The 12,103-nt window shown below is 60.9% G+C and carries 13 protein-coding genes and 3 pseudogenes; 11 read left to right on the forward strand and 5 right to left on the reverse strand.

Annotation, left to right across the window (positions count from 1 at the left end; translation table 11 throughout):
- A pseudogene (locus FDW83_RS19255) lies at window positions 1-538 on the forward strand (hypothetical protein); the annotation flags it as partial.
- A 157-nt stretch (window positions 539-695) separates the two neighbouring features.
- Here FDW83_RS19255 and FDW83_RS19590 read toward each other — a convergent pair.
- Window positions 696-1,058, reverse strand: coding sequence for an Lsr2 family protein (locus FDW83_RS19590; RefSeq protein WP_240721042.1), 363 nt, complete (start codon window positions 1,056-1,058; stop codon window positions 696-698).
- Window positions 1,059-1,061: 3 nt separating this feature from the next.
- On the opposite strand from FDW83_RS19590, the gene FDW83_RS18005 reads away from it, so the two are divergent.
- From FDW83_RS18005 to FDW83_RS19595, 5 genes are all read left to right on the forward strand, one after another.
- The gene (locus tag FDW83_RS18005; protein ID WP_240721043.1) at window positions 1,062-1,202 is read left to right on the forward strand and encodes a hypothetical protein; all 141 of its coding nucleotides are present in this window, start codon (window positions 1,062-1,064) and stop codon (window positions 1,200-1,202) included.
- A 139-nt stretch (window positions 1,203-1,341) separates the two neighbouring features.
- Window positions 1,342-1,590 (forward strand): TfoX/Sxy family protein, encoded by a 249-nt coding sequence (locus tag FDW83_RS18010; RefSeq protein WP_138139452.1) that lies wholly within the window; start codon window positions 1,342-1,344, stop codon window positions 1,588-1,590.
- 805 nt (window positions 1,591-2,395) lie between these two features.
- On the forward strand, window positions 2,396-2,605 hold the full coding sequence (locus FDW83_RS18015; protein WP_138139454.1) for a hypothetical protein: 210 nt from the start codon (window positions 2,396-2,398) through the stop codon (window positions 2,603-2,605).
- Between the two features lie 298 nt (window positions 2,606-2,903).
- Window positions 2,904-3,095 (forward strand): YegP family protein, encoded by a 192-nt coding sequence (locus tag FDW83_RS18020; RefSeq protein ID WP_138139455.1) that lies wholly within the window; start codon window positions 2,904-2,906, stop codon window positions 3,093-3,095.
- A gap of 297 nt (window positions 3,096-3,392) precedes the next feature.
- Complete coding sequence (locus FDW83_RS19595; protein WP_240721044.1) at window positions 3,393-3,863, forward strand: glycoside hydrolase family 3 C-terminal domain-containing protein; 471 nt, start codon at window positions 3,393-3,395, stop codon at window positions 3,861-3,863.
- Window positions 3,864-3,982: 119 nt separating this feature from the next.
- Here FDW83_RS19595 and FDW83_RS19600 read toward each other — a convergent pair whose 3' ends face one another.
- Window positions 3,983-4,291: a hypothetical protein gene (locus FDW83_RS19600; protein ID WP_240721049.1), complete on the reverse strand. Its 309-nt coding sequence runs from the start codon at window positions 4,289-4,291 to the stop codon at window positions 3,983-3,985.
- On the opposite strand from FDW83_RS19600, the pseudogene FDW83_RS19605 reads away from it, so the two are divergent.
- The 5 genes and pseudogenes from FDW83_RS19605 to FDW83_RS19615 form a co-directional block, all read left to right on the forward strand.
- Window positions 4,245-4,445, forward strand: a pseudogene (locus FDW83_RS19605) (glycoside hydrolase family 3 C-terminal domain-containing protein); the annotation flags it as partial. The gene FDW83_RS19600 and the pseudogene FDW83_RS19605 sit on opposite strands and share 47 nt — an antisense overlap.
- Before the next feature lie 67 nt (window positions 4,446-4,512).
- Complete coding sequence (locus FDW83_RS19610; RefSeq protein ID WP_240721050.1) at window positions 4,513-4,731, forward strand: hypothetical protein; 219 nt, start codon at window positions 4,513-4,515, stop codon at window positions 4,729-4,731.
- A 455-nt stretch (window positions 4,732-5,186) separates the two neighbouring features.
- On the forward strand, window positions 5,187-6,443 hold the full coding sequence (locus FDW83_RS18030; protein WP_138139456.1) for a S8 family peptidase: 1,257 nt from the start codon (window positions 5,187-5,189) through the stop codon (window positions 6,441-6,443).
- A gap of 1,180 nt (window positions 6,444-7,623) precedes the next feature.
- Window positions 7,624-8,466 (forward strand): alpha/beta fold hydrolase, encoded by an 843-nt coding sequence (locus FDW83_RS18035; RefSeq protein ID WP_138139457.1) that lies wholly within the window; start codon window positions 7,624-7,626, stop codon window positions 8,464-8,466.
- 46 nt (window positions 8,467-8,512) lie between these two features.
- Window positions 8,513-9,240, forward strand: a pseudogene (locus FDW83_RS19615) (cation transporter).
- A gap of 229 nt (window positions 9,241-9,469) precedes the next feature.
- Here the strand turns inward: FDW83_RS19615 and FDW83_RS18045 are convergent.
- The 3 genes from FDW83_RS18045 to FDW83_RS18055 form a co-directional block, all read right to left on the reverse strand.
- Entirely contained in the window at window positions 9,470-9,976 is a 507-nt protein-coding gene (locus FDW83_RS18045; RefSeq protein WP_138139458.1) for an OsmC family protein, read from the reverse strand.
- Window positions 9,977-10,319: 343 nt separating this feature from the next.
- On the reverse strand, window positions 10,320-11,204 hold the full coding sequence (locus FDW83_RS18050; protein WP_205754696.1) for a class I SAM-dependent methyltransferase: 885 nt from the start codon (window positions 11,202-11,204) through the stop codon (window positions 10,320-10,322).
- Window positions 11,205-11,247: 43 nt separating this feature from the next.
- A complete protein-coding gene (locus FDW83_RS18055; RefSeq protein WP_138139460.1) occupies window positions 11,248-11,604 on the reverse strand; it encodes a DUF3140 domain-containing protein in 357 nt (118 codons plus the stop codon).
- Window positions 11,605-12,103: the final 499 nt, after the last annotated feature.

Raw genomic sequence — 12,103 nt, forward strand, 5'->3', positions numbered from 1 at the left:
TGACCTGGACCTGAGCGGCAACGGCACCGACGGCACCACCGGCGAAGTAGATGCAGGTGTTGACCTTGGCGTTGACCTGGGCACTGGCGGTAACGGCGGAGTTGACGCCGGCATCGATCTGGGTATTGACCTCGGTATCGGGGGCGGCAACGGCAGCGTTGATCCCGGCACCGGCGGCAACGGCAGCGTTGATCCCGGCACCGGCGGCAACGGCAGCGTTGATCCCGGCACCGGCGGCAACGGCAGCGTTGATCCCGGCACCGGCGGCAACCCGGGCACGGATAACGGCGGTACTGACGGCAATGGAACCGTTGATGACACGACGGTCACCGGCACCTCCGGTAACGGCGGAACCTTCGTGGCAGCTGCCGGTTCCACCACGGTCGGCGGCGTGATCACCACCGACTCTTCTTACCGCAGCACCACCGGTAATGGCAGCGCCTTGGCCAACACCGGCGCGGACATCTCACTCGTACCGTTCGCCCTGCTGCTGCTGGGCGCCGGGCTCGTTCTGCTCCGCAAGCGGAGGATCTCCTAACACCTGATTTCCCTGTCCCTGCCCCTGCCCAGGGGCAGGGACAGGGAAATCACGCTTTCTTGCATGATGGGTGGGCGCGACGGCAGGAGATCCTGAACCCCCCGTCTGTCCCTTGCCAGGAATCGGCGAACGACTCGCAGAGGACGGGGCTGAGGAGTCAGATCAGGAAGGAGAAGGGCTTTGTCGCGTTTTGCCCGGTTTTGCGCCTGCGCCCGGTCGTCTTACGTGCGGCGGATACGTACGGCTTCATCGCCTCCCGCAGTCCGCCCGCGTTCGCCGCGCTGAGATCAATCTCGTAATCGTCCCCGTCCAAAGCGAAGGTGATGGTCTCGACCGCTTCGGACCCGTCAATGTCGTCTTCAAGTGTTATCACTGCCTTTAGAGCCACTTGGTAAGCGTACTTTGCAATGGGACGCCGGGCATGCGGGGCAGGCTGCGCCAGCACAGGCGTCGGCAGGCAGCAAAGGGCTTGGTCGCTCAGCCGGCCCTGCTTTTCGGGAGTTCGCGGCTCGTGCTTCACGCCATGATCGCACTTGCGGCCGTCGTCACGTTCGTGAAAGGCTACGAAGAACCCAGCCTGACCCGTACCTACGGCCAGCAGTACCTTGACTACAGTCGTAACGATCCGGGGTGGTGGCCGCGGCTAACACCATGGCGGGCCTGAGCACCCGGAGCAGACAGTGCCGTCGCCGAGCCCGGGCAGACTGACAGTATCAATCGATGAGGCAACGTGAGTGTCACTGCCTGCTCGGGAGCTATGACGGGTTCCAAGCACTATCTCCTGTGCGGCGGGCAGGAGTGTCATGACCGGCGCCGGAGTCCGCCGCGAACAAGTCCGGGACTTGCTGACCTCATCTCAGACCGTGCGTGAAGTTCGAATGTTCGGCCGACTGTCCTTCATGGTGGATGACCGGACGGTCGTAGCCGCCGGTCATGACGGGGACCTTCGTCTCCACGCTAATCCTGACGCCCATAAGGACTTGCTGGATCGCGGCGGACAGCCGGCCAACATGGGCAAGGACCGTCCGTCCCATGGGCCCGGGGTGGATTAGCATACGCGACTCGCAGCCTCACTGGTCCATTCGCTGTACATCAACCCCAGGCCCCTGTAAATTCGACGGTGACGGGCGTCACGCCCCTCCCCCGCCGCTTTTCTGCACAGACCGGCCGGGTAGCCGCTGTAGCCTGACGGTGGCATCGATGCAGTAGCGAAAGAGCGCACCGTGGCCTCATCGCAGTCCAGACAATCCCCGACCGAACCCACTACTCCTATTTTGCCGGCTCCACGCTCAGCAGCCGCCCGGGAGGTGGATGATGCCTGTCGATTCCGGCAGCCGGAGCGTCCCCTTCCCCCTCCGGCCCGATCCCTTGCGCTGCCGGCGCTGTCAACAGGATGAGGCTCTTGAGATCTCGTCCATCGACGCCATCTCCGGCGAAGGGTCCTGCGTGGAGGTTTCCTTCACGCGTACCCGCTGCGGCTTGCCGTGCACACGGCCGGCAGACATCACCGAGGTGGCCCGTATTTTGAACCGGCAGGGAAGGAGCTTCGCGGATGTCCTGGCCCTAGGAGGCCACTACATTCACTGCGGCCAGCCCATGGCAACTGCCGGGGCTGAGGTACGCGCCATCCGCACCACTTCCGGCGATGACCGCAAGCCGCCGCCCTGGCCGTCTACCTGACCACCCGGGTGCTGCGCTGTCGCTGCGGCTTCCAGGTTGAAAGCCCCTACCAGGACGACGCCTTCCCCACCGGGACCAGCCAGTCCTGATAACCCAGCGGACCTGCGCTGGCATCATCAAGTTTGGCAGCAGACACCGACATTGCCTGACCCGCCCGAAACCCCGGAAGAGAGACACATGCGCCGATACGACCGGTATCTCACCGTTGAGCAGGCCTCCAAAGCGCTGAACGTCGACATCAATCAGGTGCTGGGCATGCTCAGAACCGGCGAACTCGGACGCTCACCGAAAGGTGCCGGCGCCGCGGAAATGGTCAGTTCCACCGACATCCAACTGGCCAGGCGGCGCCTCGAAAGCCTCCGCTGCCTCGACGGCGACCAGCAATAGGGTTTGTACAGGACCACGAGCCCCCGGTCAACGCATTAAGCACAGCACATCAACTGCCGAGGCCGTCACAGTCGGGACCCTAACCGCTGCCCCACACCGGTGTCACGGGAGACCTTTGCCTGGCCAAGGACCAATTTAGGCGGTGAAAAGTGCATTTGAATTGAGTCACACTCGCGAGTAAGCGATTTCTCCGGTACGGTGTGTGTACCGGGCGGCTGGGGGCCGGAGCGCAACGAAGCGCTTCCGAAGCAGTTGCACGCCCAAGGCCCTGTGGCCTCAGGCGGGATGAGGGGGAACCATGACCGGAACATTTGAGCTCTACAACACCGACCAGAACTTCTACGCCTTCAGACTCAAGACCTCAGACGGCACCGTCATAGCCGAATCCGCACGTTATCCGGATAAAGAATCGGCGGTTGAGGGCATCCGGACAGCCCGCGAGTGTGCTGCCACAGGACTCATCAGCGACCACTGCACGCCCGACACCTGAACGTCCTGGCCACCCGGCATGGCTGGCGGACCGGGACGCGACCGACATGAGACCGAGTTAACCACAAGAAGGTTCCTGGGACGCTGACCCTCCTGGGTGGAAGGTCCGTCCAGGGGCCTCTTCGTCCTGGCGCCATTTACCACGCATTACGACGGGGTCCAGAAACGGCACGAACCGATTAAAATGGCGTCCGGACGCCCTGCGATGTACGGGCACGCAATCCGGGCGAGTCCTTCTTTACGGTTCCGCCCCGAAGCGGCAACAACCCTCGTTTTGGGCGCCGGACACTCCCTAATCTTGGCTATCCAGCCGCACCACCTCCCTGGATGGCACCCCAATGAAAAACTCCTACTCTGGCTCACCGCGCTCCTGGCGGCCGTTGGGCTGGGCATCCTGGCGCCGGGGCCCGCTTCGGCAGCCACTCCCGTCCTGGTCCGCAACCGGGACGGGCTGCTCCCGCTGGACCCGGCGTCGCTGACCAGCGTTGCGGTCAGCGGGCACAACGCCGAGGAAGCCCGCACCCAGGGCGGTGGCAGCGCCACCGTAATGCCCAAGTACACAGTTTCGCCGCTCGAGGGCCTGCGCGAAGCACTACCCGAGAGCGTGAACGTGAGCTATGCTTGCGGCGCCGAGGTTGCAGAGGGGCTGCAGGCCTTCCCCCGCACCTCCCTGCACAACCCGGCCTCTAACGTTCCGGGCATGCGGGTGACTTTCCTTGCGAGGACGGCTCGGAAATCTCCGGTGAGGACCGGCCGGCGTCGCACCTGATCTGGTTCGGCGTCGGCATTCCGGGCGGTGCTGCCGCCATCCGCATGGAAGCTGACTGGACGGCCCCGACGGCCGTCGTCCACCACCTGGGCGCGGGCACCGTGGGCTAGATCCGGCTGTCACTCAACGGCGACGAGGTGTTCAACGCCGAGATCGAAAACGATACCGAAGTCCTCGGCGCCGCCCTCTTCGACCCGCCCAAGACCGTCCACGCTGTGGAAACCGCAGCCGGTGAAGCGGTCCGGATGGAAGCCGTGCACCAGCTGCCAAAGCAGCAAATCATCCCATTCACCGCCATCCTCCTGGGCGAGGAAACCGTGGTCGCGGACCCGCAGGCCGAGATCGACGCCGCCGTGGAAGCCGCAAGGCCGCCAGCTGGTGGTGGCCGTCGCCGCCGTCAACCCGCGCACCGTTGTTGTGGTGAACAACGGCTCGCCTGTCCTGATGCCTTGGCTGGACAAGGTGGGAGCGGTCCTGCTCGGCTGGTTCGGCGGCCAGGAATTCGGCCGTACCATCGCGGACATCCTGCTTGGTGCCGAGGAATCGGGCGGCCGCCCGCCCACCACCTGGCCCGCACCCCTCGACGATGTTCCGGTCCTGAACACCACGCCGGTCGATGGCAAGGTGGCCTACTCCGAAGGGAATCCACGTGGGCTACCGCGCCTGGCTCAAGCAGCAGGCCGAAGGGGGCGCCGCTCCCGCCCTGCCGTTCGGCTACGGACTGGGCTACACGACGTTCGAACTGTCCGCCCCACACGCGCCGCAGTCCGTGCCGGCCGGCAACGACGTGGTGGTCCACGTTCCGGTCCGCAACACCGGCAGCCGCTCCGGCCGCGACCCTGGACATCGAAATCCGCTGACGCAGTAACGCACGACAACGACCGGGTTGGTTCCTTCCTATGGAGCCGGCCCGGCCGCTTCGGGTCTACGAGGTCCAAAGTCGGCGATAGGGGTGCGGCTAGACGCTCCCGCCTGCACCAAGGCCTTAACGCCCTCCCGTTGCACCGCCGAAAAAAATCGTGGCGCGGCGGAAACGCCGCCAGCTTCGCGTGAGCTGGAGGAAGCCCGCCGGAAATCAGCGCCAAAAATCTGATGTGGAGCTTCTGCAAGAAGAGGAAAGACAGTATCGACATTGTGGAACCTGCGGGGGAAGCTAGCCCTTAACGAGATGCACACAACTTCAGACAGCCACAGCCTTGCATCCGATGCCGCCTCATGTCCGGCCCCAGATGCGGGATGGGACCGGACGACGCCCTGTTATTAAGACATCGACGGTGACGGATTCCCGATGAAGCCCTTTATATCCACGTAGGGAGCCAGATCATGAAAAAAGAGTTCTTTGCCAGTTCAATGGCGGCGATGCTGACTGCAGCCGCAATTACCTTCGCCGTCCCTGCCAACGCAGCACCGTCGGATTCACACGTACAGGGCCAGATCATGGTGAAGTTCCGCGACGGCAGAGCAGCAGCAGGGGTGCTCCGCCAGCATGGCCTTAAAGAAGGGCCAGGGATCGGGAGCACAGGCGCTCACCTCATCACGGTGCCGGCAGGAAAAGAGCTCCAGCTCATCGAAGCTTTGAACCGGAACCCGGCAGTTGAATACGCCGAACCGGACGAAGTGGTAACTCCCGCAACAGACGACACACACTTCGGCCGCCAGTACGCCCTGGAAAACGTTGGACAATCATTCACCAACACCAAGGGCGATATCACCGTAGCCGAAGGCACGGCCGACGCGGATGTTGACGCTCCCGACGCCTGGGCCGTCACGTCCGGCAGCGGCATTAGAGTCGCCGTTCTCGATTCCGGCGTGGACAGCGACCATGAGGACATTTCATCAAAGGTTGTGGCACGCGCGAACTTCAGCAGTTCGGCAACGAAGACCGGTGACCCGCTCGCCCAGGACTACTACGGTCATGGAACCCACGTATCCGGCATCGTAGCCGCCACCCACAACACCACCGGCGTGGCCGGCACCTGCCCGGGGTGCACGATCCTGGCCGGCAAAGTCCTCAATGACAGCGGGGTCGGATCCAGCTCCGGCCTTGCCGACGGCATCAACTGGGCGGTCAATAACGGCGCGAAGGTCATCAACATGAGCCTCGGCGTGCGGTCCTCACGCACCCTAGAAACTGCCGTCAACAACGCATGGAACAAGGGCGTGGTGCTCGTCGCCGCTGCCGGCAACGGCGGTAACCAGACCAAGATCTACCCGGCCGGCTACACCAACGTCATCGCCGTCGGCGCCACCGACAACAACGACGCCAAAGCCTCCTTCTCAACATACGGGTCCAGCTGGGTTGACATCGCAGCACCCGGAGCCGCCGTCTACTCAACGTTCCCGAACCACGACTTCGCCCTGGCCGGGCAATACAACCGGTCTTTGAGTTATGACATCGGCAACGGCACCTCGATGTCCGCACCGATCGTCGCAGCGGTTGCCGCGCTGGTCTGGAGCACCAATCCTGCTGCCACCCAGACCGCGGTCAGAGGAAAGGTGGAATCCACCGCCGACAAGAAGGCCGGCCATGAGACCTACTGGGCACACGGCCGGGTGAACGCCCACAACGCGGTCAAGTAGATATATAGAGAACGAACGGCTCCGCCGGGAAACCTGGGCGGAGCCTTTCATTCGTCAGAAAAGGTGCCAGCCCAGGGCAGGTTTAGAACTGTACGGACAGCACCACGGCGTAGTGGGCGCTGGCTCATGACGTGCTGAGACCAGAGCCAGCCCCACCCCCAGCAGCTTCTCCCGGGGCGAAGAAATTACTGTTACACCCCAACAAGGACTAAGAGAAGCCACTTAAAGCATCACGTAAAAGGAAGCAGCCGACAAAACAGATCCCGAAAGGGAACAACGGCCCCCGACGACTGGCATTGGCATGGACGCTCCCTATACTCAGGCTGGGGCCGGCAGCTTGGCATTAGCTGGTAGGGAATGACCCCTCCGCCTGGATGCACTTAACGGCGTATTGGACGCTCCCCTGTGTCCTCTGATTCCGCTAGCGTGATCAGGTACAGCTACACCCCAACCTGACGTCGGCGGCTGACCAAGGAGGATTCGGCCTATCGACGGAGCTCAAGTCTGTTTCTGGACACCCGGGGAGTCGAAGAGGTGTCATCGCCAGCCATTGCTCCAAGGGATTTTTATCAATCCAGATCCGTCGGGTTATTTCGATGATTCTCGAGCTATCGCGCCCGGGTTTCGCGCTCCTCCCACTGTCAGAATGAAATCTGAGAACATCTCAGCCACTGTCGATAAGACGGAAGGTCGCGCTATTCTGATGCCAACGCAGATTGTCGCCTCGCATGTCCTGCACCAGATGAGGACGGCAGACCGGCGCCCGCAAGTTGCCCCCCTGCCCGTCACCCATGTCCAATGCGACTCTACGGCGCGGCGACCTCTGAGAAGACGTTGACGGGCGGGCGCGTGTAGCGGCCCCCGCTAGGAATTTCTGCTGCCTCAGGCATAACCCGATCGCTACCTGACGAAATCTCCATGATCGGCATTGTCTAATTGGGGTTGCTAATCACGCAGCATTCTCCAAGCGCTGACTGAATGCGAGAGGCGGTGACGAGCGGACATCGCTCTGATCGTCATCATGGTCCCTGTCGGGAGGGCTCGGGTAGGCCGCGTCGCATGAAAGGCGCTGAATCGAGGTCGCGGTGAAGGTCATAGTGTGAGGATGCCTAGGATTCTCTATTTCCCGTGGATAGTCTGAGACAGGACGCCACCGTACGCGAGGGTCAGTGAGAACGTAATGGAAGCAGTTGCTGCGGTGATTGACCGCCGGAACAATGTCACCATACTCGGCCGGGACGATGGGCCTGTGATGATGTTCGCCCACGGATTTGGTTGCGATCAGGCCATGTGGCGGAAGCTGCTGCCCTATTTCGTTGATGACTTCCGGCTGGTGCTCTTTGATCACGTCGGCGCGGGACACTCCGACATCAGCGCATATGACTGGGAGAAGTACGGGTCCCTGGATGGCTACGCTTCGGACCTGCTGGAGATTTGCGCCGCCTTTGAACTTGAGGACGTCATCCTGGTGGGGCACAGTGTCAGCACGATGATCGCCGTGATCGCAGCAGTGAAGGACCCTAGCCGATTCTCTGACCTGGTCCTGCTTGCTCCTTCACCCCGTCATACGGATGACCCATACGACGGGTACGTGGGCGGGTTCTCACGGGAAGACATCGTGGGCCTGCTGGCATCTCTGGACAGCAACTACTTCGCCTGGGCCGCGGCCCTGGCGCCCATAGTTATGGGCAACCCGCAGGAACCGGAATTAGCGGAGGACCTGCGTGCCAGCTTCTGCCGGACAGATCCGGCCATTGCACGCCACTTCGCCGAGGTAACCTTCTTCTCCGACACCCGCCCTGAACTTAAAAAAGTGCGCACCAGCTGCCTGATTCTGCAGTGCTCCGACGATCGGCTTGCACCACCGGAAGTCGGCGCCTACCTGCACAACAATCTGGAACACAGCACCCTGGTGCAGCTTCAGGCCACCGGGCACTGCCCCCACGTCAGTGCTCCGCAGGAAACGGCCCGCGCGATTCTGCACTACCTCGAAACCCGGGGCGCACCCGAACCCTACAAATAGAACTCCTATGCCTTGACAATGCTCTGGAACAAACCCGTCAGCGGGACTGTCCGATAAACGGTCAGCAGCCACATCGACCAGTGCCTGTAACGTCGTTGAGGCTGTTGTGGCCCTTTGGGCCGGAGAAATTGCAGATTCGCCTGCGCTGATCGGCTTTGGACTGAGTTCGGTTATTGAAGTTATGTCCGCACTAGCGTTGTCCTGGCAGTTCTCCGTGAAGGATCCGGAGAGGCGTGAACGCCTGACTTCGCGGATTATATCCGTCTCCTTCATGGCACTTGCCGCATTCGTGACCGTGGACCACCGCCGCATCGCTCACTAACGAAGTCGAGGCTCAGCACACAACACCCGGCATCGTTATTGCAGCTTTGAGTCTAGCGATCATACCGATGCTGTCGTGGTTTCAGCGCCGTGCCGGGCGGGAACTCGGTTCCAGGACCGCAGTAGCCGATTCCAAACAGACCTGCTGTGCGCTTATCTATCCGCTGTCCTGCTGATTGGCCTGATTTTGAACAGCACTCTGGGTGGTCGTGGGCCGACCAGGGCGCGGCGCTGGTTATCGTAACTATCGCTGTCAAAGAAGGCATCAACGCGTGGCGAGGAGATGTCTGTTGCGCGTCAAGAACTATGTTGTTGGTCGGCTCGAAGAACGACAGGGTTCAGGAAGAAATGATTCGAACGACTCACGCGATCCGTCGCGTTATCACAACAGACGCCGGCAGTGTTCACGACCTACTAACTTCCACCTCCCTTAGCAGCAGTAGCGGTGGATAACCCATGAGAATTGTCCCCCGGTTGGTGGGTGCCGGAACCGGGATCGAGGTTGACAGCAGAATCAAGTCCGTCGTCTCTCGTGACCCCAAGCCGAGGCGCCATGTCAGGTTGGGGTGTGCCCAGTCGGACCATTCGGGCCTCAGAGAGCACAATTAGTTCGAGATCGAATATGCACGCTTACCAGTAGCTGCCGGCGCCAGGTCGGGGTGAAGCAGGCTTCCCCCACCAATTAGTCCGTGCTGAACTCGACCCTGAGTGGGATGGATCGGGCGAGGGAGTCACCAACAGGAGAGGAGTGTTCGATACGTTCACGTAACGAACGGATCTGTTCCTCGGTGGCATCGGGGGCGTTAAGAATGATTTTGTAGGAGATGCCCGTGTAGCCTGAACCGGCCGCCTCAAGGCCCAAGTATGCCCGAAGGTTGAAGTTTCCGGTGGCTTCGACGCGTAGGTTCTTCACCTCTAGTCCGAGCAACGCCGCGTGCATTGCGAGAAGGTCGACATCGCACGCTGCCAGCGTTCCCAGAAGCGCCTCCATGGAGTTAAAGTCTCCGTCGCCGCCGAGGTGCATGGTCTTTCCGTCCAACTCCACCCGCGATCGGTATCCGCCTACCCAAGTGGCTATGACCGTCGGCTGGTTGTCGGCCAGCGAGGCGTCCCTTTGTACTTTGTCGCGAAATGCTTCTACCGCCGCGATGTTGATTCCGTTGACCTGCGGGGTTGTTTTGCTTCCCATCTGACTACAACTTCCTTTTTCTGATCCGACTCGAGCCCCTAGGGCGGTCGCTAACTGAAAGTGGCCGCACCCCGGTCGTTCACCAATCCGCCCCACTCGCGGCGCCGTCTGTCGCAGAAGGGTCAGCGCTGGTGTACATGAGGTCTTGGCTCTCCGTGACTACTATTCGGCTGACTGCTTAGCCCAGTAAATAAATTTTCGGTGCAGCAGGGGAGTAAGCCAAGAGCCTGGGTGCTGGCTTTTGGTGCAATCAAGCGAGCTGACACCGGGCAGGGGCTGCAGCGAGTGTGAGAGCCAGTGTCGACTCAGGGGTCGGATCGGGCTGGAGTCTGGTGCAGCCCGATCAACCGAACCTCAGCCATCTTTCTGGTTTCAAGTCAAGATGCCTTTTGTCAGGTTGTGGTGTGCCTGGATCTGCCGGGTCAGGCTTTGCAGAACAGTCAGTACTTTCAGCTCTCTCAGTGGTTTGGGTAGGTGCTTGCTTTGCGGCGAGCATTCGGAAGACGATTCCGCCCGGTCCACTGCGTTGAATGTGGGTGATGGTGAAACCCGCGCCTGTCAGGTACGAGACTGGATTGCGTGTTATGTGTTCGGCGCTGACCAGGATGCTTAGTGGTTCGATGGCATGCATGATGGCACGACCGAGGATGCCGGTGGAGTACCCGTGTTCTGCCAGCACGAAGACCCCGCCGGGGCGGAGGACACGGTAGGCCTCACGACTGGCGGACAGAGGATCGGGGATGCTGCAAAACGTGAAGGTGGAGATGAAGGTGTCTGCGCTTTCCGACGGTAAGTCCAGGATCTGCGCATCACCATAACGTAACTCGATGCGGTCAATGCCCTTTCCCGCGAGGCGACTGCGGGCGATGGTGAGCATTTTCTCTGAAAGCTCGATTCCGGTTACATGTTGGGCCTTCGGGCTGTAGAGGGGGAGATTCAGGCCCGAGCCCACACCTATCTCGACGACCGTCCCCTGCGCCTTGGAGATGGCCCAGACGCGGGCTCCGTCTGCGACGTAGCGCTCAAAAAGTCCAATCCACCGGTCATAGATGCGGGCGTTTTTGTTGAAAGCTTTGGTGATGTCCGCGTTGCTGGTCTGGTACACATATCCTCCAAAAAAGCGTGCAGCCAGACTACGTGGGAGTTGCGGCCTCCACCATAGATAGTGCCAATGTAGAGGCTTGGCGGCCAGCAATCCCCACTGGTTGGGGTGGGAGTTGTAGTTCACAACCCCAAGGATTTTACTCTTTTGATGTGACGCCCGTAAATAACTATTCCTTCGACGGGTCATGCCCCCAGTTCATGAGTGAATACCGCCACCTAAAATGTTCAATATCTTCTTTTGCTGGTTTTTGAGCCTTATGCCGCTTAATGTATGCATTTACCTTCTTTATATGCGCAAGATCATCATCGGTAAGGGCGCCTTCTTTCTTAGACATGATATCCAGGATCTTCCTCCCCGACTCATGCCCGATAGATTCGGCTCCGTCCACGTCAGTCTTCTTGTCACTCGACGTGCCTTTTGCAATGCCTACGGATTGAGACTCATCTGTCTGTAGCCATTTTTCGAGCTCTTTTGAGGTCATATTCACGAGCGACTTGAAATCGCTATACGCTTGATCCGTCATGATTTGCTCCTCTTGAGTGCGCAAAGATCTTGTTCAGTCCATCCCGCAGTTGGCCAGAGGCGGGCGATGCGGTCAGGGCCAGTCGGAGGGCTGGAACACCATCAATGATGGCTGTCTTTCCGGGATGTCCGGGAAAAGCGAAGGCGGGTGTTCCGTCTCGAGAGTATCCGTTGCCGACAGACCGGCATCAGTCTCTGGAGCCTCTAAAGTTCTCATGCATACCCCTTACCTGCTGAAATCTTTCAGCGTAGGTGGCGGAGGTGTCAATACTTCCGGGAGATTGAGTGTTCAAGGCAGGCCAACCTTGCCTGCCCCATGCGGGAACACCACGCGGCTCTTCCCGCCCAGGCCCGCCTGGGGGATTGCGCTTTTTGTTTGGGCAGTGAAAAGCCCCGCAGCACGGGGAGTGCGCGGGGCTTCTTGTAGCTGTTCCGCCAACGGGGGAAAGGCAAAGCAGCTGCACCCGCCGGCCAGAGTAATCGACGGTGCCCGCCGCGGC

Source organism: Pseudarthrobacter sp. NamE2, assembly GCF_005796205.1.
Taxonomy (GTDB): domain Bacteria; phylum Actinomycetota; class Actinomycetes; order Actinomycetales; family Micrococcaceae; genus Arthrobacter.

Coding starts and splice junctions, on each gene's coding strand:
- FDW83_RS18005 (WP_240721043.1), top strand. CDS start 1,062: ATGATCGCACTTGCGGCCGTCGTCACGTTCGTGAAAGGCTACGAAGAA.
- FDW83_RS18010 (WP_138139452.1), top strand. CDS start 1,342: ATGACCGGCGCCGGAGTCCGCCGCGAACAAGTCCGGGACTTGCTGACC.
- FDW83_RS18030 (WP_138139456.1), top strand. CDS start 5,187: ATGAAAAAAGAGTTCTTTGCCAGTTCAATGGCGGCGATGCTGACTGCA.
- FDW83_RS18045 (WP_138139458.1), bottom strand. CDS start 9,976: ATGGGAAGCAAAACAACCCCGCAGGTCAACGGAATCAACATCGCGGCG.
- FDW83_RS18055 (WP_138139460.1), bottom strand. CDS start 11,604: ATGACGGATCAAGCGTATAGCGATTTCAAGTCGCTCGTGAATATGACC.
- FDW83_RS18020 (WP_138139455.1), top strand. CDS start 2,904: ATGACCGGAACATTTGAGCTCTACAACACCGACCAGAACTTCTACGCC.
- FDW83_RS18015 (WP_138139454.1), top strand. CDS start 2,396: ATGCGCCGATACGACCGGTATCTCACCGTTGAGCAGGCCTCCAAAGCG.
- FDW83_RS18035 (WP_138139457.1), top strand. CDS start 7,624: ATGGAAGCAGTTGCTGCGGTGATTGACCGCCGGAACAATGTCACCATA.